The sequence below is a fragment of the Cyclobacterium xiamenense genome, from assembly GCF_009467825.1.
Taxonomy (GTDB): Bacteria; Bacteroidota; Bacteroidia; order Cytophagales; family Cyclobacteriaceae; genus Cyclobacterium; species Cyclobacterium xiamenense.
The window spans coordinates 91,854-116,065 of sequence record NZ_WIOK01000019.1 but is presented as its reverse complement, the minus strand read 5'-3'; the positions used below and the strand labels follow the sequence as shown (position 1 = coordinate 116,065).

The following is a 24,212-nucleotide window of genomic DNA, read 5'->3' as shown; positions in this document are numbered from 1 at the left end:
GTGGAAGGGAACCGATCCATTTTGCTTATTCTTGCTAACCATTTCGATGCCAGTTGGGATGGATTCGGAGCCTTGGCTAATTTTTGCTAGTTTTAGTGGTGAAATGGGCCGGGGCGATTGGACGTACCTTTTATCAACACGTATATGAGACCACTACTTCCCTTATTCGCAACCTTCATCCTGGTATACGGCTGCACCACTCCGGAGCCCTACGATGTATTGATCCGAAACGGACAAGTCGTCGATGGATCGGGCAGCCCGGCAATTACCACGGATGTTGGTATCCGGGGAGACACGATTGCCGCCATCGGGGCCCTTTCGGAAGCCAAGGGGAAAATAGAAATTGACGCAACGGGACTGGTGGTGGCTCCCGGTTTTATCAACATGCTCAGCTGGGCGACCGAATCCCTGATCGAAGACGGAAGGTCGCAAAGTGATATCCGCCAGGGAGTTACCCTGGAGGTTTTTGGAGAAGGTACGTCCATGGGACCCCTGAGTGAGCAAATGAAAGCGGATATGCTGAGGCAGCAGGGGGATGTTACATTTCCGATTTCCTGGACCTCACTGGGCGAGTACCTGGATTTTATTGTGAAAAAGGGCGTGTCTCCAAATGTGGCCTCCTTTGTGGGGGCGACGACCCTTCGCATCCATACGGTGGGTTTCGAAAACCGTGCGCCCACGGTAGAAGAATTGGACTTCATGAAAGTACTGGTTGGGCAGGCCATGGAAGAGGGTGCCCTGGGCATCGGCTCTTCGTTGATCTACGCTCCTGCCTTTTATTCCACTACCGAGGAGTTGATTGAACTCAGCAAGGTGGCCGCCAGCTACGGAGGCATGTACATCTCCCATTTGCGTAGCGAAGGAAACCAACTGCTGGAAAGCCTGGACGAGCTGATTCGGATCGCAGAGGAGGCCGGTATTCGGGCGGAAGTATACCATTTGAAAATGGCCGGCAAGGAAAATTGGGACAAGTTTGATGTGGTGGTAAACACGATTGATTCGGCCCGCGCAGCGGGATTGACGGTCACCGCAAACATGTACACCTATACCGCCGGATCTACCGGGCTCGATGCCTCCATGCCGCCCTGGGTGCAGGAGGGCGGGTACGAGCAGTGGGCGGAGCGCTTGCAGGACCCGATCGTCCGAAAACGCCTGTTGAAAGAAATGGTCACTCCCACGACAGAATGGGAGAGCTTACTAATGGGGGTGGAGACCTACGAGGACATCCTCCTGATTGGGTTTAAGAACGATAGCCTGAAATACCTGACCGGCAAATCCCTGGCGGAGGTGGCGGAAATGCGCAAGACCTCTCCGGTGGAAACCGCCATGGACCTGGTCGTTCAGGACGGAAGCAGGGTGGGAGCCGTTTACTTTTTGATGTCGGAAGAAAATGTGAAAAAGCAATTGCGGCTGCCCTACATGAGTTTTGGATCGGATGCCCGATCCCTGGCGCCAGAAGGGGTTTTTCTTAAATCCAGTACCCACCCCCGTGCCTTTGGGAATTTTGCCCGGCTTTTGGGAAAATACGTTCGCGACGAAAACGTAATTCCCCTGGAAGAGGCCATTTACAAGCTCACCAGCCTGCCGGCTACCAATTTGAGAATTAAAAAACGAGGTGCCCTGAAGGAGGGCTTTTTTGCGGATGTGGTCTTGTTTGACCCGGGTGAAATCCAAGACCGGGCGACCTACGAGGATCCCATGCGGTACGCGACTGGAGTGATGCACGTATTTGTTAACGGGACGCAGGTGCTCAAGGATGGGCAACATACGGGTGCTCTGCCCGGTAGGGTGGTACGAGGACCCGGCTACCATCCCAACTGACCGGAATTCGGCAGGGTTGTTCGTGGTTTTTACCGGGCTTACCGTATCAATTGCTGGTACCTTCCCATCCAATAGGGTAGGAGCCAGTACACCGGTTCCCGTTCCTGGGATGGATTTCCGGCCAGGGCAAAGTAGGGGTTCCGGTCCCAGCGCATGGTCCGGTACTCGCTCGGCGGTCGGAGTTGATTAACCTGCACTTCTTCCAATATGGGAGATCGCACCAGTTGCAGGTCTTCTCTGCGACCATTGTCAATTTCCCAATCGACCAAACTGAGCGGTGCATCCTGAAGAAAGAATATGGAGGCTGCCAATTCCTCCGTACCGCCAGTTAGCAGGTTATACGTGAAATTTAAAAGGGGACTTTTTGTTTCCTTGAATTTTAAAAACCATTGATCCAGGTGTTGCCGGTAGGCAGCAGCCAACTCAGGATCTTCTTCCAACTGTAGCAGAGGCGGGTAGGTATAAAGAGCGAGGTAGGTGTCAAAATAGGTTTCCCAGGCGGGATTGGTGGTGAATAATTTCTTTGCATTTTCCAAATAATCGTGTTCGTTTATCAAACGCAGGTACGCATCCTGAAAGGATTTCTTACCGGTAATTGCATGGGCGAATTTCAGAAAGGAAAGAATTTCCAAAGAGTTTAGGGGTTGTTCCGGAGCCCATTCCGGATCTTCATTCAGGCTTTGAGGAGACCAGACGCCCCATTTGGTGGGCTTTCCGTCTACGCCAATCAGGTAAAAATCGTTGCGCACCAGGTGATCCATGATTTTCTCCACATGACTGGCAATCCGCGCTTTTTCCTCCTCGTCCGCAACCAGGAAATAATACCAGTAGTAACCAAAAAAATGGCCCGAGAGCTCGTCGCTGCTGGTATCTCCTTTCCACAACCACCGGCCATCCCGCGAGCGATGCCAGCGAATTTCAACTGGTTTTTGTCTTGGGTTGCGGATAATTTCTTCGGCATATTCCTGGGGGCTGTACGTTCGGTTCCCATCGTGTACGGGTTTGTCCCAGTCGGCTGGAACAACGGTTCGGGCAAAAAAGCCGTCCATGCCCGTCACTTCCCTCAAAAGGTGTAAAAAATCGAAGGCTTTTTTTGCCCGCTCTCTGGCCTCCTCACTTCCGGTGACCGCATAGCGGAAGGACTCCATGGCCAGGTACATGGCGGTGTATTCCCCGTCGTTATCGTCGTCGTCGGCCACCAGTGTGGACGTGTCGCCAGGTACTTCCAATTTGAATCTCCCGACGATCCAGGGTTCCCGGACGTGCCGATTGATTAGTTGGTCGTAAAAATACGCTGCCTTCTGTGAGAGGGTCATGGCTTGCCTCCGTATCGCACTGACTCCTGCGGAAGTGGCCACCCAGGCATTGCCGTTTCCGTCAAAGTCAATGTCCCGCACCTCGTCGGCTACCAGCCATCGTCTACTTAGTCGGACGGAGTATTCTTCCTTTCCGGGTTGAAATCGCGTAATTCCGTAGTCGGTACCTACCCACATGGTTCCGTCAGGAGCCCTTTTTACCACATTTACGTTGGCGTTGGTGATACCATTTGCCGGTTCCTTTTTGCCAATGACCCGATTCCCATTCCGGATGGTGACGCCTCCGAGCCCTCCTACCCAAAGGTTGCCCAATTCGTCAAAGTCCATTCCACGTACGTAGGCGCTAATCAAGTCTTCGTTTGCCTGAAACACCTTTGTCTCTTGCGCGGTACAGTGATAGAGCCCCACGTCGGTACCGATCCATAGTCCGCCCTGCTTATCGGAAGCGACGGCCCGCATGCTTCGGGCCTTTGTATAGTCCTTTTCTTTCCATTGATTTTCCTGGAAAAGCCATATTCCATGCGGTCCCAAAGCAACCACTCCCTGTTCGGTGGCGTGAACGCGCGCAATGGGTGGTGTTGGTCCGGGCATTTTCGATAGCTCCTTTCCGTCAACTACATACACCCCGTCCCAGGCGGCGATCCACACGCGTCCGGAGGCGTCTGAATCCAGGTCGTACGCTGGTCCGGGGTTTCTATCCGGTATTTTTTGCTGCCATTCGTCGGATTTGGGTTGTTTGGAAAAAACCCCTTGTCTGGTGGCGATCCAAACGGCTTTGTCCCGGTCCACATGAATGGCCCGTACGTCGTTCGCACCAGTCATTTCTTTACTGACAATAAACCCTTCGTGGTATTCTTGGACGAAAAGGGTATCGGCATGGCTTTTTTTGACGTCGGCAGTGGAACGGTCAGCAGCTTTTTGTTGCTTGCAGGCACTGGCGAGCAGCAAAAGCGGTAAGAGCGAGAGGAGGAAAGTGGGCTTCATTTTTTAACGGGTGATATTTTTTAAGAACGGTGGTAGGCCTGGTCCGTGTACGGTTATACTTCGGATATGCTTTCTGTGTATTACTGGAAAACAGTGAGTTGGTACCAATGGATGCATAAAAAAACTAGCCTTGAAGTACAAGGAGGAGCGGGGGACTAGCCAGCGATCCAAAAAAAATACGGTATATTTATCCCAATGTAATGTATGCGGGAAAAGGGATCCATTACCCTTCGAAAACGGCTTCCGTAGGGGTTTGTTCCCGGTTTTCGGAAAGGTTCTACCTGCTTTAATTGAATGTTAATTCCCAACAACGACAGCTATGAAGGTACATAAGGGCTGGTATGGATTGATTATCCAACTGACGATTTTAATGACTTATGGACTTGCTTCGCCGCTAGCAGTGGCCCAGCAGCCCAATATTTTGCTTATTATTTCGGACGACCTGAATACCCGAATCGGTCCGTATATGAAGGTGGCAGACCATACCCCAAATCTGGACCGACTGGCGGCAGCCGGAGTCCGATTTACCCGGGCTTACAGCCAGTTTCCGTTATGTGGTCCGTCGCGGGCTTCCCTGATGAGCGGCCTGTATCCCGAAACCAACGGAGTGACGCGAAACAACGATCAATTGGGCAGCTATCGAGAGGAAACGCCGGCGTTGGCAAACCACCCTTCTCTGGCCGGGTTTTTTCGGGAGCAAGGGTATTTCACCGCCAGGATTTCAAAGATCTTTCACATGGGTGTTCCCGGTGGCATCGAGCGGGGGGAGCCGGGAGGGGATGATCCGGATTCCTGGGACTATGCCTACAATGTACTGGGTCCAGAGACCTTAAGTCCGGGCAATCTGGAACTGCTTTCTCCCAAAAACAACCATTATGGGTCTAATTTTGCCCAGATGGTAATTGCCGATAGCCTGGAAGGAACGCAGACGGACTACCTGGCTGCCAGTCAGGCCATTGCGGTGTTGGAAAACAGGGCTGGAAAATTACCAGCCAATGGTACCAACAAGCAGCGGATAAAGAAAGAAGCCCCCTTTTTTCTTGCAGTTGGCTTTGTGCGCCCCCATGTGCCGTTGATCGCACCGGAAAGCAGTTTCTCCCCGTATTCGCTGGAAGAGGTGGTGTTACCTCCGGTCAAAATTGGTGAAAATGTACCCGAGATGGCCCTTCGCAGGCAAAACGAAAAAATCTGGGGTATGGATGCCTTGCAGCAGCGAAAAGCCATTCGGGCTTACCTGGCCAGCGTACGGTTTATGGATCAACAAGTGGGCAGGTTGTTGGATGCCCTGGATAGACTGGACCTACGAAACGAAACCATTGTGGTATTTCTGTCGGATCATGGATACAACCTGGGTGAGCACGATTGTTGGTCAAAAAGCAGCTTGTGGGAGGGGAGCATCCGGGTGCCGCTAATCGTTTCCGTTCCCGGCAAGGCCTTTGAGAAGACCTATGGAAGCATTTCCGAAACGACTACAGAATTACTGGACCTGTATCCAACCCTGGTGGGATTGGCGGGATATTCGGCCGAAACGCCCTCCATCCTTCAAGGAAAGAGTTTGGAACCGCAATTAAAGGGATCGGCTGAAAGTTCGGTACAGCGGTACGCCTACACCATTGCCAATGGGGGGTCGAGTTTGCGCACGAGTCGGTGGCGGTACACCCGCTGGGGAAGCAGCACCGACGGAGGCAACGAAGAACTTTACGACCATGCCACCGATCCGGAAGAATGGAACAATTTGGTTGGGCAAGCCAGCCACACGGCCGTTTTGGACAGCCTGCGAAATGCCCTGGATGAGGTCCAAGGGAATGTTCGTAGGTAAGCTAAAAACTAACCGAAAAAAGGATGAAAAAAATGCGTATTTTACTGGCCATCCTGGCATTAAGTGTAACTGGATTTGCGGCATTAAAAGTGCTACACGGACACCCAATGTATTCCGGGGGAATCGGGATAAGTTCCCTGCTATTTTTGATCACCCTGAGCTATTGGTTTATACGAATTAGCTGGAAAAAGCAGCGCAGCTAGCGGTCAGCCAAAACATCGACACAAGCCCACCAGGGGGCAACCCAGGAAAGGCTTGTTTTCCAGGCCGGTTGCCGTATTGGTTCGAACGATTCCTTTTCTAACCTGCGCCAGCAGTACCCCAAACCCAGTGTCTTTTTTTTTTAACTTCTCGTCAATCAGGTGTCTGAGCCTGTCGAAGGCCGGTGTCTGAGCCCGTCGAAGACCGGTGACTGAGCCCGTCGAAGTCCCTACAACTGCTTCAGCGGATTGACCAACGGCTTTCCAAATTCCGGAATGCTGATTTCGAACCGATCTCCATCCTGCACCACGATTCCATCGGCAAAGCTTGCCACGGCCGTTCCGAAATAGTGTACGTGCACATCTCCCGGTTGTCTGAAAAGTTCGTATTTGAAATGGTGGTGTTCCAGGTTCTCTATGTTGTGGCTCATGTTGGCATTTCCGGTCAGAAATTCCTTTTCCCAGATCACCGCATTTCCCCTTTTTATGGCACTACGCCCCTGCAGGTGATCCGGCAGTTCACTGATCAGCATTTCCGGACCATAGGCGCTTTGGCGGAGTTTGGAATGGGCCAGGTAGAGGTAATTGATCTTTTCCATTTTGTGATCCGAAAACTCGTTTCCAATGGCAAAACCTGCACGAAAGGGTTTGCCATCCGGATCAATGAGGTATAGCCCGGCCAGTTCGGGTTCCTCGCCGCCGTCCAGGGCGAAGGAAGGGGAGACCAGGGGTTTTCCGGAGGGAACCACACAAAGCCCGTTGCCCTTGTAAAACCATTCGGGCTGCACGCCGGGTTCGCCATTGTTCATTTTACCTCCTTCCAATCCCATCTGAAACATCTTCATGGAGTCGGTCAATTCATCGGGATCACTGCTGGCGAGTTTTTGGTGCATTTTGTTACGTGAGGCGGCTGACCCCAGGTGTGTCAGGCCGGTTCCGGTAATCCAGCAACGGTAGGGATCCGGATGGGTGAGCGGAAGGAGAATTTGGTTATTGGCTATCAGGGGCTCATAGGCGATCTTTTCGGTGCCAGCCCGGTCCTCAACGAGTTCGACGAGGGATTTGCCCGTTTCGAAGGCCTTTTGCGTCAACGCGTAGGTACTTTGCATATCCGTTACAACACGGAGGTGATCTCCGTCTACCAGGCCTACCTGGGTGGTGTTGTCCGCATTTTTAAATTGTACAATTCTCACGAGTAAATGGATTTAGGTTACGGAAACGGAAAAGGTAGCATGGTTCGGTATAAAAGACAAGAGAAAAAGCCAGCGAAAGGGATTTTTCAAGTCGGAAAAAGAGAGCGGCTGTACCTACTAAAATGGAATTTCCCGGTTACCCATCGTTTAATTACCCAAGCAACTATGTTCTTTCCCCAGCCCCCCTCAATCTGGTTCCTGCGCCCGCCGAAGGCTGTCGCCTGAGCCCGCCGAAGGCCAATCTCCCCTCAATCTCCCTCAATCTCCCTCAATCTCCTTCCATCTCCTTCCATCTCCCTTCCATCTCCTCTCAATCTCCTCCCTGAGCTTGTCGAAGGCTAATCCCCCTCCGAATTCAACCCCACCAGGTAAGCGGTAAGATGGGCTACGTCTGCTTCGTCCATATCCAGTTCCGCAGGTTCCGGCATGATGCTACGGGCAAAACGTTTCCGGGAAGCGATCTCCTCGGAAGGGATATTATAGGCTTCGTTTTGCATCCCCTCCAATACCACGATGGGGCCGTCTGCCTGAAGAAAACCGGCCGCTACCGTTTCGTCTTTGAGGGTTACCATCCACATTTCATAGCCAAAAGCTACCCCGGCACTTGGGTTGATAATGGCATCCATTAAACCTTGCTGGTCGAGTTTGGCGCCGATCATGCTGAGGTCCGGTCCTATATTCCGGCCTTCATTGCCGATCCGATGGCAGGTGGCACATTTACCCTGATACACCAGTTTTCCTTTGGTAGGATCCCCTTCCAGCGCGGTAATTTCCGATACGGATAGCGCATCAGGTTTGGCGGCATGGGTGAAATAATCTCCCGCCAGCACACGGGTGGCTTGCTCCGGATTTTGAAAGATTTCCGGGCTGATTTCGCCCATTAGATCTTCGGAAAGGGCCTTTTTTTCTGCCAGGGAGAGCAGCATGATGCCCCCGATACGGTCCCCCGCCATGGCTTTTCCTGCCTTGATTTTTTCGGCCGTGGAAGCAGTAGGGCTTTCCAGAATGGCTTTCAATGCAAGCATCTCTTTCTGAATTTCCGGGCTGATATTGGCTTCCAACTCGGGAATTTGCATGGCAAAGGCATTCCATTCGTTGTTTCTGCGGTACCGCAACCACCAGAGCGCCCGTTCGTTTACCCCCAGGATCTCCGAGGCGGCTATTTCCTGCATGGCGTTGACGGCTTTTTGGTCCGAAATAAAACCCAGCGCAGCGACCGACTGCTGCCGCTCGGCAGCGGATAGTTCGGTCGAAAGCGCCCTTTCTTTCAAACTTTCAACCGCCTGGCTTGGGTGCAAGCGCCATACCAGGTCGGCATAGCCGGGTTTCCAGGTAAGGGGATCCCCTCCCAGTTCCTGTTGCAGCACCGGGAATATCGCTTCTTCTTTTCCATCCATGGCCAATCCCAACGCTTCTACGTAGTACCGATCACCGCCTTCGTGCTGGGAGGCCAGGGCAATTAAAATTTCTTCTACTTGATCCTGGGGTAGATCCCGAAGGGCTACCGCCACTTCACGGCGAACTGCCGGAGAGGGATCGCTGCTCAATTGCCGGGCATAGGGTACGAAATCGGACTTCGCCTGCCGCAGCGCCCGGAAAGCCGTCATGCGGAGATCCGGGTTGTCGGCCTTCAACTGACCCTCTACAACAGCAAGGCCTTCCGCACCCATCGTTGCGAGCAGCCAAATGGCCCGTGCCCGATGGTAGGGATTTTCATCATTCAAGATTTCCTTTACCGCTTCCACAGCTGCGTCTCCTTTTTCAGCCAACAGCGCAAAACCCGCATTTCGCACATTAACGGCAGGATTCAATAGTGCTGCTATTTGCCCTTCGGTGCTGCTTAGGTCGATTTCAGGCTTCGGTAAATTTTTGCCTTTAGGGGTAATCCGGTAAATGCGCCCATACCCGATGCTGTCGATCATGCGATGGCCTCCCACCATCCCGTCGTACCAGTCGGCCACGTAGATAGCGCCGTCCGTACCCACCACCACATCGCTGGGGCGAAACCATTTTGTTTTATCTTCGCCAGTGGTCCGGCTTTGGGCTTCTTCCACCTCTTCTTCCCTAAGGGAGGTGATCAGGTTGTGGCGTTTTAACCGGAATCCGGCGCCCATTGGCTCCGGCTTGTAGGCCAGGATGACATTACGTCCTGCCTCACCTGCCAGTAAAGTACCGCGGTATTTTTCTCCCAACAAGTCACTTTCGTAAAAAGTAACACCGGTAGGCGATCCGGCACCGGTGCTGTCACCCATGGGAAGGACACCCGGATCATCCTGGTGCCAATGTGCCCTTACGGTAGACTGACCCGGACGGCGGTCTGCCTGCCATCTCCGCGACCCATCGGCATTGAAATAGCCCATATTGCCGCCTTCCATCAGCCAGGAAACACGTACGCCCTTATTGCCGTCGTCGTCGTTGTCATTTTGCCACATATTCCCATAGGAATCCAAGGCCAACTCGTAGGAATTTCGAAAATTATGGCCCAACACGGTCATGCCCGTGCCGTCCGGATTGATCCGCAAGGCAATGCCGCCTACCCACATTTTTCCATCGTCGCTGACCATGCCTGGTTTGTTATCCTTCATATGCGGAGAACCCCCATTGTACAAGCTTCCGGAGCGGAGTGTCCAGCCGCTTTTATCCGTCACAATATGTGGCCCGGCATTGCCGGCATTAAAGTAGTACTTGCCATCGGGTCCGGCCACCACTGCATGCAGGCCGTGGTCATGGTCCAATCCCCCAAAACCGGTTAAAAATACTTCTTTCTTATCCGGTTTATCATCCCCGTTTTCGTCGGTATAAATGATAATGGAAGGACCGCTCGAAACGATGACCTTGTTGCCGATAACCGAGATGCCCAAGGGTGCGGTCAGGTCACTGTCCTGCACAAAGACGTTGGAAGTTTCCGCTTTTCCATCTCCGTCTTTATCTTCAAGAATTACCACCCGGTCTCCTTCCTCGTGGTTTTTGAATTTGTCCGGGTCGTTCCGAAACAAGCGGTAGTTCAGGGCTTCGGTCACCCAGATTCGGCCCCGCGCATCCACATCCATATTGGTCGGATTAAAAAACTGAGGGGACTCCGCCCATAGGCTGGCTTCCAGATCACCGGGCAAATACAGCCCTGTACTGTCCGAAAAATAGCGTTCCTCCAGGGAAAATGGAGGAGCTGGCGCCTCTTTTTGGCAGCTCAGGAAAAATCCGCTGATACAAAGGGTCAGTAGCGTTGCAAGCATTTTATTGCTGCGATACCGTGTTGATTTAATCAACCTATAGGATGTTTTAGGAGAATTCATGGTATTTTATTATTCTTGTAATGACTTCTTTTGACGAGTTACTTCTTTTCAGAAGAAGTTAAAAGTAGGAAAAAATGAATAAAACGAAAAGACTATTTTCGTTTGCCCGAATTCTTTGATCCAGGCAAGTAAGGAAGCGTTCCACTAACACGGGGAGTAATCGCTCACCCAGGAAACTGTGGGCCTCTAAACCCGCTACCTTTGAATGTCCGATTGAATCGAATGTATTCGGAACCCTTTGTCCGTCACGTACAGTACATCCTTTATGACAAAACGCCGAGAATTTATAAAAAAGACCGCTCTGGGTTCCGCAGGGATCACCATGGCTGGTTTGGGTTTCAGTGCCAAAAGTTATGCCTCCATTATGGGGTCCAATGACCGCATTCACCTTGCCCAAATTGGAATCCGAAACCAGGGTACCGTACATATCAACAATTACTGCAGCCTGAAGGATAGCCACAATGTGGTGATAAAGGTGCTGTGCGATGCCGATGAAGCACTTTTTGAATCCAAAGCAAAAATTGTCAGAGAAAAAACCGGTCTCAGCCCCGAACTGGAGTGGGACCTGAGAAAGGTGCTGGAAAACAAGGAAATCGATGCGGTCTCCATGGCTACGCCGAACCATTGGCATGCCCTGGCCACGGTTTGGGCCTGTGAGGCAGGAAAGCATGTCTACGTGGAAAAGCCCGCATCCCACACCCTGTGGGAAGGCAGGAAAATGGTGGAGGCGGCTCAGAAAAGTGAGTTGACGGTGCAGGTAGGGTTGACCAACAGGGCCTTTACCAACGTACAAGAAGCAATCCAATTTCTGCACGAAGGAGGCATTGGAAAGGTGTACATGGCCCGTGCACTTACCTATAAGTTGCGCGATTCTTACGGTACGGCAAAAGACAGTACACCTCCGGATTCCCTTCATTACGACCTTTGGCTGGGCCCGGCCCCGTATCGGCCTTACAATGAGAAGCGCAGTCATTACAACTGGCATTGGTTTTGGGATACGGGCAACGGAGATTCAGGAAATACCGGAACTCACCAATTAGACATCGCCCGCTGGGGACTTCAGAAGCACGAGCATCCCGAAACCGTTTATTCCAGGGGAGGGATTTATGGCTTTGATCGGGATGCCTGCATGCCCGATACCTGCACTCCCGGCACCATGGTCTATGGGGATGTCGAAACCTACGGGCACGACCCTTCCATGCAGGAAACCCCGAATGTACAAACGGCCTTGTTTAACTATGCCGATGGGACCCTGCTGGAATACGAAGCCCGTGGCAGGTACACCAACCACGAGGGCAGTGAGGGCAGGGAAGTAGGAAACCTTTTTTACGGGTCGGAAGGCTGGCTGGAGATTTCCGGCACTTCCTGGAGGGCATTTCACCACCGGGACACCAAGCCCTTTGTCAGCTCAAAAGAAGCCGATTCCGGGCAGGAAGCCACACTTTTTTCCAACTTCCTGGAGGCCATTCGCTCCGGCGATCAAAACCAACTCCAATGCACCATGCAAGAGGGATTTTATTCCTCGGCGCTTCCCCTGCTGGCCAATATTTCCTACCGGGTCGGGCGCGAACTAAGATTCCTTGGAGACAGCGAGCAGTTTGCCAACGACCCCGAAGCCAATACGTACCTATCCAAGATTTACCGAGAACCATTTTCTTTTCCCAAATAACCGAAAAAATGAAAAAACATGTAGTTCATACCCTACTAGCGCTGCTCGTTGCATGCAGTGCTTTTGGCCAGGCAGTACCTACGGGAAATCCGGCCGATTTTGCCGTAAAGACCTGTTTGCATTCCATTGGTTATTCCGGACTGTGGCGGGGACAGGCGGTGCTTACCGTAGACGAGTTTTTGGTGAAAGCAAAGGAATTGGGTTACGACGGGGTGATGCTGATGGCGAAAGCCCCCCATCTCTCCCTGCTGGAATACGATAAAGAAGCCCGGGAGCGCCTCAAAAACAGGATTGCTGAGTTGGATTTAACCCTGGTGGGACTTGCCGGATACTCGGATTTTACTGCAGGTATCGATAAACCCGGAATCCCCCATACCGAGATACAGGCGGCCTATATTGGGCAGTTGGCGGAATTGGCCAGTGACCTGGGAACCGACATGATTCGTATCTTTACCGGCTACGAGCGTCCGGGGATACCCTACGACAAACAATATGCGATGGTGGTAGAAGGCATCCGCCTGGCAGGCCGGGAAGCCCAAAAATACGGGGTCACGCTGGCCATCCAAAACCACCACGATATCGCCATCCACCACGATGCCATGTACTGGTTGCTCAACGAGGTCAACCTGCCCAACGTCATGTCGGGCTGGGATGCCTGGTCGCCCACCCTGGAAGGGCTATCCACAGAGGAAATCAGAAATTCGGTGCGGAAGATGAAGCCTTTTTTGGTAAATACCATTCTGGCAGATTACATCCCCCTTCCCCGGTACCGTTACGAACATGCGCTCACCAACTACCGCTCGGAAAAGCCGGTAATGCGGGCCACGGCCATGGGAGAGGGGATCATCGATTACGAAAACTTTATCGGAGCGCTGAAAGAGATCGGTTACCAGGGGTACCTGGTCTATGAAATGTGTGAGGTGTTGGAAGGAGGCGGATCCATTGAAAACCTGGATGCCACGGCACGGAAGTTTCTGGACTACGTGAAGCAATTTGAATGAATCCTACAACAGGATTAAAGCCGCAACGCAGCCTGATGTTCCCGCGACCGAAAGGTAGTTCAACGGCTTTCTTTCGGGATGCGACAAAAAAATACCCGATCGTAACCTTATTAACCCCCAACATACATGACCCATGAGAAATCTATCTCTTCCTGTACTTGCTGTCCCAGGCATGGTTTCGGCCCGCACACCGGGCATCCGGTCCGGTTTTGAGGTAATAGCGTGCATGGCACCCTATACTTCCTACGAAGGCTACGTTAAACATGCGCTGTTACGCTGGATGCCTCGCAGGTCACGGACACCAAAGACAGGAAGTTTTCCAACCTTTTTGGATCAACAGCGGCGGAGATACGAAAACGGCCAGACGAAGCAGCATCCATTTATGCAAAGGCGCATACCGTATTGAGCTTTGAATGTCATTACCCCGTAATTGCTGCGGTCAATGGTACACCGATGTTTTACCTTAGGCAACCTGAAGACACAAATATATTATGACCTGGGATTTGATGATTGGGTAGTTGAAATCGGTCAAACCGAAGGGTATCAGATCGCAGATAGGCTTATGGAAATTTGGGCTGATTATAAGGAAACGAAACGCAAACTAACAAAGTCAATGGAAAAAATCGATCGGATATACCGTAAAAGTACCGACAGGATCCCTAAAATACGTGCGTAGCATGTATTTTTAGGGAATAAAAGATGGCGCATTACCGAGACAACCTGTCGTCGTTTATCCCGGTATCATTCCAAAAGAATCACGAGAACCCAACCTACCATGAACAGAAGAAAATTTCTAACAATCAGTCTGCCGGCTACCGGTGCCGTTTATTTGGCGCCAGGTATGATCAATTTAAAAGCACAGGCGGAGATTTACCAGCAGTTTTCCGGTGAAAGTGCCTTTGATACGTACGATCTGGTGATCAATGGTGCGGGCCTTTCCGGTTATTTTGCTGCGTTACATGCTGCGAAATCCGGAAAAAAGGTGTTGATCGTGGAAAAAAGAACCAGCCCCGGCTTTGAACTGTATGCGAAGCGTAAAATGTGGATGCATGCAGCGGGAATAGAACAATTCGATTCGGAATTGAGTCAACTTTTTTTACCCGAAGGGGAAATCGGCGAAATAAAAAGTACCCGGGGCGAGGGTCAAAATTCTAGTTTATTTGACGATGAACTGACGCTCTTCTCCGGGAGTATTCGGAAAGGAATGTTACGAAATTTACTTGTCCATAAAGTCCATGTGCTGTTGATGACGGATGTTTGTGGCATTTTCACGGATAAGAATACCATCAGCGGGGTATTGCTGGCAAGCAAGCATGGCTTTCACTCGGTGAATTGCACGAATTTTATCGATGCTTCGGACCAGGTTTTGTTTAGCCGTGATCTTTTAAACCAACCCTACCGGATCAAAAGGGCTGGATTTGTAATGGAATTGACCAACGTCCAGGATCCCAAGAAAAAAGTAATGGATGTCTCCCCGGAATTCGGCTTGTATGAAAACAAGCTTTATTCCCATCATGGAAAACTTTCAGACGAGCAGCTTTACCTGGAATTTGAATTTGCTGTTGGCAAGCAGGACCTGGAAGAAATCGAACAGCAGGCACGTCACAAGGCAGCCCAATTGGGGAAAAGGTTAAAAGATTTGGACGGCTCTTTTTCCAATGCCCAAATTTACCAATACGGCATGGAGACTTCCCTGGTGCTCGAAGACGATCGTTTACCGGAGGTGAAGGTAAAAGGCCACTACTTGCTGCCCGGAAAACCGGTCAGTGGCCCAGGAATCCTGGCCATGGAACAAGGGGCTAAATTGTTGATACAAAGCCTTTCCTTTTCCGGGAAACGTAGAAAAGCAACCGCTTTGCTTACGGTGGGAGAAGAAATCCCAATTGGAAACATTCGGTTTTCAGCGATTGAGGAGCCCCTCTTTTCCATTCCATTAAAAAAAGTAAGTTTTGATTATCAGACACATATTTCAAAAAAGGAGTACTGCCAGGTTTCTGTAGCTGGCGGGGGTACCGGAGGAGCTTTTGTCGCCAAAGGGGCTGCCGAAAAGGGAGCGAATACCATCGTGACAGATTATTTCAATGACCTCGGTGGCACCAAAACCATGGGTGGGGTTATGGGATACTACCATGGAGTCACCGATAATGGCTTTTTTAAAAAACAGAATGAGGAAGCAGAAGCAACGGCTTTTGAAAACAATATGACCAAGAAAATCGGAAGAAAATATTACCATCTAAAGGAGCTATTGAATTCCGGAGCCAGGTTTATTCCAGGCGCCATTTTATGTGGGGCCGTTACCGAAGGAAATACGGTGAAAGGTGTGGTGATTTGCCGGAATGGTACGCTGCAGACCGTAAATGCCGACATTACGGTTGATGCTACCGGAGATGGAGATATTGCTTTTTTTGCGGGAGCAAGCTACGGCATGGGTAATTCCCGCACCGGTGAAACACAGAATTATAGTCAATGGGACATCGCAGGAGCCGAGGCCGTTCCCTCCTCCCCAACCAACCGGGATTACGACATCCTGGATAACACCAAAATATCAGAACTTCAACGCGGACTATTTTTGTCGCATTACGAAGCTCATTTCTACGATTTCCATCCTTTTCTTACCGTGCGGGAGTCTCGGCGTATTGAGGGCAATTATAGTTTGGATCTTTTCGATGTGGCAGAGGGAACTCATTTTGAGGATGTCATTTCGCTGGCGAGCAGCGACTTTGATCCGCATAATGTGGGCAGTTCGGAATTTTCCAAGTGCGGATTTTTGCTTCCCCATTCCAATGATGTGACGGTGGAAATTCCCTACCGATGTCTGGTACCTAAGACAATCGACGGATTATTGATTTCCGGTCGGGGCATCAGTCAAACCAACAATGCCTTACAGTTTACCAGAATGACGGCGGATATCATTGTCCTTGGATACCTTACCGGGCAAATTGCCGCTGACCTGGCTTGGAATAACATGCGACCCCGAGATTACAATGTGTCCGCCCTTCAAAAGGAGTGGGCAAGTCAGGGATACCTGCCTGCAGACTACACCAAAAAGGGGACTGAAAACAACAGGTTCGCCGACGGCGAAGTCAGGTATCGGATTGAACAACTTTCCGGAGGAAAAAGAGAATACCTGTATGAATGCAGCCGTTTACCAAAGGAAAAAGCACTTCCGGTTTTAAGGGAGTATTTTGCATTGTCAACGGATCCTGAAAGCCGATTGCTGTTGGCAAAGGGGATAGCCTGGTTTGGTGGGAATGACGGTATGGACCTCATAGCGGCAGAATTACTGGAAATGTTCGGCCAGGAATTAAAAGACGGGTACCCTGAAGGGTATGTGGATAATTATGATTTTATCCGGGGAAGAGACAAAAATGTTCTGGAAGGCCTGTTTTGGCGCATCAATCAAAACATCGGTTTATTGGCCATGACCGGAGATCCCGGTGCAAATGACGCGATCCAATTTATTATGGAAAACACGGTTTCAGGAGGAGGGATGGTAGAACGCACCAATGACTATTACAATGGGAGGATTGATTTACGAATCATTCCATTTTATAACCGGATACTGAACCTGTGTTTTTATGCGGATAGAATCCCGGATCAAAATTTTATCCCGGCCATGGAAAAACTACTGAAGGATGAAAACATCGGAGGATTTAAGACCGTGGAATACGACAAAGTCAGATGGAGGGTGTATGGAGGGTTTCTTGAGCTGTCCATTGCCGCTACACTGGCCAGGTGCGGTTCCGAACTGGGTTATCGATTGTTAACGTCGTATATAGAGGATATTCACTACAATTACAAAAGATTTGCCGTGTCAGAACTAAAGGATTTGACCAAAGAGGATTTTGGATTCAACCCTTTGAAATGGAAAAATTACCTATCAGAACGCGTTTATCCACGGCAGCCGCAACGATTAGTAAAAGCACTTGAAGTTTAATTGTCAACAAATCAGAACCGATGGTTGCACCTACCTTTTTTCTATATCTCCTTCTTCCAGTCTGGATTCTATGGGCCAGAGACCCGGATCCGGTTTTCTTCCAAAGTGACAACCTGAGGGACTTAAAATTTGAGTCCCTGCCAGGCCACTATACTATTTTGGATGATGGAGGAGAGGAAATCTTCTTAACTGGCCTTAAAGACCGGGATGGTGTACTTTATTGGCACAGGAAGCTGCGAACACCTGTTTGTCTAACAGGGACGTGTAAACTCATTGACATCGGGATTTATTGGCACTGTACCGGTGATTTCCTCGGCCTTGAAGTCTACGGGGAACACCTTACCAAAACAGACCACAGTGATTTCTCTGCCGAGGATTACGACAAATTGATGGAGATTCTAACAAATGACTGGTCCAAACTGCGGGAGTATGAATTATCTGATCTGGTTGAAGAAGTGTATGTGGAGGAACCTGGTGTGGATGGCACTTCCGGCGCCACCAAAAAGGAAATTGCCGCCGAGGCCGTGAAAGATGCAGTGTACACCACCCATACGATTTGGCACTTGATTCATGTGGGTGAGAAAGAGCAGTTAATGAACCTGACGGCAGGGGAACTGAATAAAGATGCAAGCCTGATCGGGTCGTTACTTGCCAACGACCCCTCCGATGACTACCGGATAGTTGTATTGAAACTACTAGCTGATGGAAAATTAAGGGAGGGTAACTGGAAGAATTCCCTGGTTACCGAAAGCTTGGAAAATACCGATAGTAAGGAATTACAAAATCTGGCCATTAAATCCATTGCAAAATGCGACTATACAGATCCATCTTTCCTGGACTACCTGACAGCAGTTTTTCCGGATTTTCCAACGGAAAGAAAAATACAGTTAGTACGTGAATTTCAAAAATTACCATCCATTCCCGATCAACTGTACCGAGCTTTGGTTCATGATATTGAAAACCAACAAGATTGGTATATCATAGGGGTATTTCAACTTTTGAAAAATAAGGGGAATTACGGAAAAGAACTCACGAGAATGGCGGGCAAAATTGGCGAAACGGATAACCTGGCTCTAAAAAATATCTTGAGGGACCATTAACACGGAAACCGAAACGGTACTTCCGCGTAAAGGCCTAACTGAAATATGAGATGATTCTGACACATCGTATGAAATCCACCGGATTTCTATGCGCATGCGACCTTTAGTAATCCATGCTGGCTAACCGAATAAAATGAATGGAAGTCATAATAAAAACTAGCGTGCGAGGGGGATTCATTTACGCCAATACTTTGCTTTTTGTTTGGCAATCGTAGGATAATTCACTTAACTTGAACTGCAATGAACAAAAAACAAAACTGACCCAATAAAATGAAAAAAATAGTCCCTTTTTTAATCATCCTGCTCATTGGCATGGATAACCTCCTGGCTCAGGGCAACCGGCCCCTTTTCGAAGACATGCCGGGCATGGTTTCCTATACATACCGGGATAGCTTCTCCAAAGATGTGGCCGCCACCCTGGACACCTTGCAGGCCATGGGTATCAAAGACATGGAATTTTCCAACCTTTTTGGAACAACAGCGGCAGAAATTCGAAAACTGCTGGATGAACGCGGCATGCATTGTTCATCATTTGGTGTGGGGTATGCCGACTTGGTCACTAAAACGCAGGAAGTGGCAGCAAATGCCAAAACCCTGGGTGCTAAATTTGTCCGTGTGGCTTGGATACCCCATGAAGCTCCATTTGGACTTTCCGATGCCGAAAAGGCCATTGCGGATTTTAACAAAGCAGGAAAAATCTTAAAAGAGGAGCATGATCTCACCTTCTGTTACCATAATCATGGGTACGAATTTTATCCCTATAAAAACGGAACCCTCTTCGATTATATGATGGAGCAGACCGATCCGGAATATGTAAGCTATGAAATTGATATCCTGTGGACTTTTTTTCCCGGTGTAGACCCTGCGGCCCTGATCCATAAATACCCCGACCGCTTCAAATTGATGCATCTGAAAGATCTGAAAAAAGGGGTAGAAGGTAACATGTCCGGAGGCACTCCGAAAGAAAACGACGTGGTGCTGGGTACGGGCCAACTGGATCTTCCTGCCATCCTTAAAGCTGCGAAGGAAGCGGGCATTGAGCATTTCTACATAGAAGATGAAAGCCCGGTGTACTACCAGCAGGTACCCAAATCCATAGCATTTTTACAGGGTTTGAGGTATTGAACGTACCAAATTACCGTCAAGAAGCCTTCTTGAATGGAAAATCCGTATGGCCTTGTGTCAATCCCGCAAACGGGACCATAACACCCAATCTGGTTTCGTGATGAAGCAGGTTTTGATCGTGTTGATTAGCAGGATATCCGGACTCAACATTTGGATGCTTGATTTTGGCCGTTTAATTGCTAACTTTAAGAAGGTAAATTATTGAATACCATGGCAAATGAAGTAGTGAAACGCTTGATCAATGTGGATGAATATTACAAAATGGCCGAAGTTGGAATCCTAAAGGCAGAAGATGCGGTAGAACTTATTCAGGGAGAAATTTTTCAAATGAGCCCGATAGGAAGCAGACATGCAGCGATAGTTGATTACCTTGCCAAGGTGATGAATCAACTTTTTGATGGAAAAGCGATTGTCAGGGTTCAAAATCCAATTAGATTTGATAGTAATAACGAGCCAGAGCCAGATATCTCCCTATTGAAATATAGGTCGGATTATTATTCTACCGCACATCCAGGATCTACGAATGTGCTTGCCCTTATTGAAGTGGCCGGCTCTTCCATCCGTTTTGACAGGGAAGTGAAAGCCCCCCTGTATGCTGCACACAATATTCCGGAATGCTGGATAATTGATCTGGACAACAATCAAATTGAATATTTTTCCAAACCTCAAGGCCATACCTACACCGAAACCCGGGTAGTTGGGCCGGGGGCCGAGGTATGGCTAATGGGTGAAAAATTCGCTGTAAACGAGTTACTTATTTTGGACTAAACAAACAGGACTTATGCATGTAACCCCCGAAAGCTGCTGTGTTTCTTTCGGAATGGCAGTAGGTTGTTTTCTGAGATAAACCGTTTTTATCCGTTGGGGAGGACTACCTTATTCAGTTTTCCAGGTCCATAGGGTTTCTTTAGGTCTCGGATGATTATCCGTACCCTCGTTTACGAATCAAATTTTTGTGGTTCAAAAATTGCAAGTAGTTTTTCAAATTTGAAACATGAAACTATTCCAATGCAGCAATTGCCGGCAGTCGGTCTATTTTGAAAACACCCATTGTACGCATTGCCAGTCCCTATTGGGCTTTGACGCGGGGCGCTTGGAATTGATGGCGCTGCAGGCAGGGACGGAGGGTTTATTTCGCATAGATGAGGCGGAAGTGGTGTATCGCTATTGCGAAAACGAGCGTATGGGCGTGTGCAACTGGCTGATTCCCCTGGCTTCATCCGCACGCTTTTGCCGGGCCTGTTCGCTCAACCGGGTAATTCCCGATCTTTCCGTTCCCGCCTATAAACAACGATGGAAAACCATCGAGCAGGCAAAGCACCGGTTGGTATACGCCTTGCTGCGTTGGAACCTTCCATTTTTCCCGAAGGCCGGGCTGTCCGATGGTGGTCTGGGCTTTGATTTCAAAGCCAGCCAAAATCAGGAAAACGTCCTCACCGGGCACGCGTCCGGAATCATCACGATGAACATAGCCGAAGCCGATGATGTGGAACGCGCCATGGCCAAAAAGCAAATGGACGAGGTGTACCGCACGGTACTCGGTCATTTCAGACACGAGACGGGGCATTATTTTTGGGACGTTTTGGTGGCCGGGACCCGTTGGCACGAAGGCTTCCGTGAGCTATTTGGAGACGAGCGGGAACCCTATACACAAGCACTGGAAGCCCATTACCAAACCGGCCCTCCAGTGGGTTGGCAGGAAAATTTCATCTCTGCCTACGCCAGCGCACATCCCTGGGAAGATTGGGCGGAGACCTGGGCGCATTACCTGCACCTGGTCGACACCCTGGAAACGGCCTATTCCTTTGGCCTGACCCTCAGTCCCCGGCTGAATGAAGCGACAGAAACGAACGCCAGCCTACAGCTGGAAGATGGATATACTTGTTCCGATTTTTCGAGGCTTCTCCGGCAGTGGGTGCCCTTATCCCTGGCCTTGAATAGCTTGAATCGAAGCATGGGACTTCCGGATAGTTACCCTTTTGTGATTAGCAAGACGGTGGCCATGAAAATGGAATTTGTACACGAACTTATCCGCTACCAGGAGGATGCCTAGTGATCCTATTTTTTATTGCAACGGCTGGCAGTATTTCCGGTAATTTTCCAACCCTCCTGCTTCCGGAACCCTCGCTGGTGGAGGCAGTTGCAGACAACGAACGAATGAAAGTGGTTGATTGACTTACACTTCTCTGCATACACGCTGAGGAATGGTGTATGTGTAAAAAAAATAGTTTCGGTTGTTGCCAAATACCATTGGTATAGCTTATATTTCGAGGGTAGAACGTATTTTTTGGTGTTGATTGTAGCGGTATGAAAGCAAATATTTTCCTGGTGTCGATCCTGGCTATCGGCGGTTTACTGGTCTCCTGTTTGCCTCAGGAGGCAGATCCGGACACGACAGCCGCACTCCCCGTAAAAAATCTTATCAACCTGGCCTACGGAACGCATCCCCGTCAGGTGGTGGATCTATACCTACCTGCAAACCGGCATGAAAATACGCCCACGTTGATTTTGGTTCACGGGGGAGGCTGGATGGAAGGAGATAAATCGGATATGAATCCGTTTCGGGATTTCATCCGCGATCAGCTGCCCTATCTGGCGGTGGCCAACCTGAATTACCGGTTGGCAGATGCGGCCAATTCTCCCTACCCCATGCAGTTGGACGATATTCAGGCACTGGTAGCTCATTTGAACGAACACCGGGAGGAATACCGGTTGGGGCCTCGTTTGGGATTCATCGGAGTAAGTGCGGGCGGACACCTGTCCTTACTCTGGAGTTATACGCGGGATACGGAAGGCAGCGTTCAATTGGTATGCAGCGTGGTAGGCCCCACCGATTTGCTGGATGAATCCTACAGGACCGCGAGTGATCCGTCCCTTCGGAAGATGTTGGATTTATTTGGCGAAGGCGAGGAGTTACTGATGGCAGCGAGTCCACGCCAGCAGGTGACTTCCGACGCGCCGCCAACCTTGCTTTTTTATGGAGGGCAGGATCCGCTTGTTCCCAATTCGCAGGGTATGGGATTGCGGGATCGGTTATCGGAGCTTGGTGTGCCGCACGAATTTCATTTTTACCCCAATGAGGGACATGGCTGGCTGGGTTTGAACCTGGTGGACAGCCTGATTAAACTCAAATCCTTTGTAGAAAAGCGGCTTCCGGAAGAAGAGTAAAGCCGTACCGTTGTTCCCGCTACGCATGTTGATTGGCTTTTCCTGCCCTTTTTGGTCGGTGTGGTGATCGGGTACTTTTTACCTACTTCTAACGAAGAAAAAGGATTTACTGGCTTAATAAATTATATATTAATTTTTCGAAACAGATATAAATTGAACAAAAACAATATGCTATATGGTATTTTTTTCGTAATTAAGTAAAATTTCTTAGCTTTGAACTACTTGAACCAAACGAGAGGCGCATGCCCTATTTGCTACTGGTTGCATTTCTTTTCGGTAGTCACAGACAAGCGGAGGCAAAAGAGGACAGTTTAACCAACACCAAAGAAAACAAGGTGCTTGGCATCGGTCAGGATTATGGTACCGAAAAAAGCACCCTGGAATTGCCTATAAGCAGCTTTGAAGAAATATTAAAACGAGATACAACCTGGTTAAAAATTGGCGGGGCGTTTCGTTTGAATAACGTCTATGCCCACTACGAAGGACAGACTTTTCCCCTGGGAACTTTTTTACGAAACGAATGGACCTGGGATACCTGGCGGGTCAATGTAGACGCTTACAGTGAGGGCATTCAGCTTTCTTTCGAATACCGGTTTTATCCCACCTTCAACACCCATTTCCTAAAATACGGTTGGCTGGGGTACCAGCTGAGCAACGATACACAGCTGAAAGCGGGTATTACCCAGGTTCCTTTTGGCTTATTGACGTACGCATCGCATAGCTGGTGGTTTCAATTGCCCTACTACCTCGGCCTGGAAGACGATCACCAAATGGGGGTCCACTTCGCCCACGATACGGATAGCTGGCGTTTGGATGCGGCCTATTTTCTTTTGGCCGAGCCAAGGGGGACCAATGAAGCGACTTTCGGCGCTTTTTCTACGGCCAGGTACTCCTATGACGTGGTTCCGATCCCGGGCAATGCCAATATTGAGCGGCATCAAGTCAACTTGCGGGCTGTGCGCAAGTGGTCGGGGCAGGAACTGGGTCTATCCCTGCAGCGGCATGAATTGTACAATTTACAAACCGGACACAAAGGCTCCCAATGGGCTGCCTCTGTCCACCACGAAGGAAATTGGGGTCCCTGGAACCTGAAGGCAGAAGCCATTTATTATGCCTACAGTGATGTGAGAAACGATGCAGGAGAGGTACTGGACGTGGTACAAATGGGGGCATACGGTTTTGGTACCTACGATGTGGCCAGCCGTGCGGCGCTCTATGTACTGGGATTGGCTTACGATATACCGATGCACTGGGGGCCGGTGCGGTCCATTCAGTTGTACAACGACTATACCCTTATGCAAAAGTTAACCGAAGTGCCCGGTGGTCCTGCTTTTACCTTTCGCAATTCCCAGCAAAACGTCTTCGGCGCCCTGGTTTCTGCCGGACAGGTATACACGTATTTTGACATTGCCATGGGCTACAACCATCCCTGGATAACCGACACCTTCGGTGGCAACGCTCTGGGAAGCGGCAGGGGGGTCGATTTCCGGCAGCCGGTTTCGGACCTCAATCCTACCGATACGGATCCGGGTTGGAATACCCGATTAAACATAAATATTGGCTACTATTTCTAACGAAAACAACCT

The 24,212-nt window shown here is 49.9% G+C and carries 15 protein-coding genes; 12 read left to right on the top strand and 3 right to left on the bottom strand.

Annotated features, from left to right (window positions below; genetic code table 11):
* The first annotated feature begins 144 nt into the window (after positions 1-144).
* Positions 145-1,821, top strand: a complete 1,677-nt coding sequence (locus GCU44_RS15205) for an N-acyl-D-amino-acid deacylase family protein (protein WP_154857329.1) — start codon at positions 145-147, stop codon at positions 1,819-1,821.
* A 38-nt stretch (positions 1,822-1,859) separates the two neighbouring features.
* Here GCU44_RS15205 and GCU44_RS15200 read toward each other — a convergent pair whose 3' ends face one another.
* Entirely contained in the window at positions 1,860-4,121 is a 2,262-nt protein-coding gene (locus GCU44_RS15200; RefSeq protein WP_154857327.1) for a ligand-binding sensor domain-containing protein, read from the bottom strand.
* Positions 4,122-4,440: 319 nt separating this feature from the next.
* Here GCU44_RS15200 and GCU44_RS15195 point away from each other — a divergent pair, with 319 nt between their 5' ends.
* Together GCU44_RS15195 and GCU44_RS15190 are read left to right on the top strand one after the other, a co-directional pair.
* On the top strand, positions 4,441-5,940 hold the full coding sequence (locus GCU44_RS15195; protein WP_241684971.1) for a sulfatase: 1,500 nt from the start codon (positions 4,441-4,443) through the stop codon (positions 5,938-5,940).
* A gap of 23 nt (positions 5,941-5,963) precedes the next feature.
* Complete coding sequence (locus GCU44_RS15190) at positions 5,964-6,143, top strand: hypothetical protein (protein ID WP_143057685.1); 180 nt, start codon at positions 5,964-5,966, stop codon at positions 6,141-6,143.
* Between the two features lie 227 nt (positions 6,144-6,370).
* On the opposite strand, the gene araD1 is transcribed toward GCU44_RS15190, so the two are convergent.
* Positions 6,371-7,333: an AraD1 family protein gene (gene araD1 / locus GCU44_RS15185; protein ID WP_154857325.1), complete on the bottom strand. Its 963-nt coding sequence runs from the start codon at positions 7,331-7,333 to the stop codon at positions 6,371-6,373.
* Between the two features lie 338 nt (positions 7,334-7,671).
* Positions 7,672-10,566, bottom strand: coding sequence for a PVC-type heme-binding CxxCH protein (locus GCU44_RS15180; protein ID WP_154857323.1), 2,895 nt, complete (start codon positions 10,564-10,566; stop codon positions 7,672-7,674).
* A 325-nt stretch (positions 10,567-10,891) separates the two neighbouring features.
* Between GCU44_RS15180 and GCU44_RS15175 the strand changes: the two genes are divergently transcribed.
* The 9 genes from GCU44_RS15175 (at position 10,892) to GCU44_RS15135 (ending at position 24,200) form a co-directional block, all read left to right on the top strand.
* Positions 10,892-12,295 (top strand): Gfo/Idh/MocA family protein, encoded by a 1,404-nt coding sequence (locus GCU44_RS15175; RefSeq protein ID WP_154857321.1) that lies wholly within the window; start codon positions 10,892-10,894, stop codon positions 12,293-12,295.
* Between the two features lie 8 nt (positions 12,296-12,303).
* Positions 12,304-13,296: a sugar phosphate isomerase/epimerase family protein gene (locus GCU44_RS15170; protein WP_154857319.1), complete on the top strand. Its 993-nt coding sequence runs from the start codon at positions 12,304-12,306 to the stop codon at positions 13,294-13,296.
* A 775-nt stretch (positions 13,297-14,071) separates the two neighbouring features.
* Complete coding sequence (locus GCU44_RS15165; protein WP_154857317.1) at positions 14,072-17,233, top strand: FAD-dependent oxidoreductase; 3,162 nt, start codon at positions 14,072-14,074, stop codon at positions 17,231-17,233.
* Positions 17,234-17,253: 20 nt separating this feature from the next.
* Positions 17,254-18,333 (top strand): hypothetical protein, encoded by a 1,080-nt coding sequence (locus tag GCU44_RS15160; RefSeq protein WP_154857315.1) that lies wholly within the window; start codon positions 17,254-17,256, stop codon positions 18,331-18,333.
* Positions 18,334-18,603: 270 nt separating this feature from the next.
* Positions 18,604-19,458, top strand: a complete 855-nt coding sequence (locus GCU44_RS15155; RefSeq protein ID WP_154857313.1) for a sugar phosphate isomerase/epimerase family protein — start codon at positions 18,604-18,606, stop codon at positions 19,456-19,458.
* Positions 19,459-19,668: 210 nt separating this feature from the next.
* Positions 19,669-20,226 carry a Uma2 family endonuclease gene (locus tag GCU44_RS15150; RefSeq protein WP_154857311.1) on the top strand — a complete coding sequence of 186 codons (558 nt, stop codon included), beginning with the start codon at positions 19,669-19,671 and terminating at the stop codon, positions 20,224-20,226.
* 226 nt (positions 20,227-20,452) lie between these two features.
* Positions 20,453-21,511: a zinc-binding metallopeptidase family protein gene (locus GCU44_RS15145; RefSeq protein WP_154857309.1), complete on the top strand. Its 1,059-nt coding sequence runs from the start codon at positions 20,453-20,455 to the stop codon at positions 21,509-21,511.
* A 254-nt stretch (positions 21,512-21,765) separates the two neighbouring features.
* Positions 21,766-22,626 carry an alpha/beta hydrolase gene (locus tag GCU44_RS15140; protein ID WP_154857307.1) on the top strand — a complete coding sequence of 287 codons (861 nt, stop codon included), beginning with the start codon at positions 21,766-21,768 and terminating at the stop codon, positions 22,624-22,626.
* A gap of 242 nt (positions 22,627-22,868) precedes the next feature.
* Positions 22,869-24,200: a hypothetical protein gene (locus GCU44_RS15135; protein WP_154857305.1), complete on the top strand. Its 1,332-nt coding sequence runs from the start codon at positions 22,869-22,871 to the stop codon at positions 24,198-24,200.
* Positions 24,201-24,212: the final 12 nt, after the last annotated feature.

What these genes read in the sequence shown, in the direction of transcription:
- GCU44_RS15205 (WP_154857329.1), top strand. Translation starts at nt 145, where the DNA reads ATGAGACCACTACTTCCCTTATTCGCAACCTTCATCCTGGTATACGGC.
- GCU44_RS15200 (WP_154857327.1), bottom strand. Translation starts at nt 4,121, where the DNA reads ATGAAGCCCACTTTCCTCCTCTCGCTCTTACCGCTTTTGCTGCTCGCC.
- GCU44_RS15195 (WP_241684971.1), top strand. Translation starts at nt 4,441, where the DNA reads ATGAAGGTACATAAGGGCTGGTATGGATTGATTATCCAACTGACGATT.
- GCU44_RS15190 (WP_143057685.1), top strand. Translation starts at nt 5,964, where the DNA reads ATGAAAAAAATGCGTATTTTACTGGCCATCCTGGCATTAAGTGTAACT.
- GCU44_RS15180 (WP_154857323.1), bottom strand. Translation starts at nt 10,566, where the DNA reads ATGCTTGCAACGCTACTGACCCTTTGTATCAGCGGATTTTTCCTGAGC.
- GCU44_RS15175 (WP_154857321.1), top strand. Translation starts at nt 10,892, where the DNA reads ATGACAAAACGCCGAGAATTTATAAAAAAGACCGCTCTGGGTTCCGCA.
- GCU44_RS15170 (WP_154857319.1), top strand. Translation starts at nt 12,304, where the DNA reads ATGAAAAAACATGTAGTTCATACCCTACTAGCGCTGCTCGTTGCATGC.
- GCU44_RS15165 (WP_154857317.1), top strand. Translation starts at nt 14,072, where the DNA reads ATGAACAGAAGAAAATTTCTAACAATCAGTCTGCCGGCTACCGGTGCC.
- GCU44_RS15160 (WP_154857315.1), top strand. Translation starts at nt 17,254, where the DNA reads ATGGTTGCACCTACCTTTTTTCTATATCTCCTTCTTCCAGTCTGGATT.
- GCU44_RS15155 (WP_154857313.1), top strand. Translation starts at nt 18,604, where the DNA reads ATGAAAAAAATAGTCCCTTTTTTAATCATCCTGCTCATTGGCATGGAT.
- GCU44_RS15150 (WP_154857311.1), top strand. Translation starts at nt 19,669, where the DNA reads ATGGCAAATGAAGTAGTGAAACGCTTGATCAATGTGGATGAATATTAC.
- GCU44_RS15145 (WP_154857309.1), top strand. Translation starts at nt 20,453, where the DNA reads ATGAAACTATTCCAATGCAGCAATTGCCGGCAGTCGGTCTATTTTGAA.
- GCU44_RS15140 (WP_154857307.1), top strand. Translation starts at nt 21,766, where the DNA reads ATGAAAGCAAATATTTTCCTGGTGTCGATCCTGGCTATCGGCGGTTTA.
- GCU44_RS15135 (WP_154857305.1), top strand. Translation starts at nt 22,869, where the DNA reads ATGCCCTATTTGCTACTGGTTGCATTTCTTTTCGGTAGTCACAGACAA.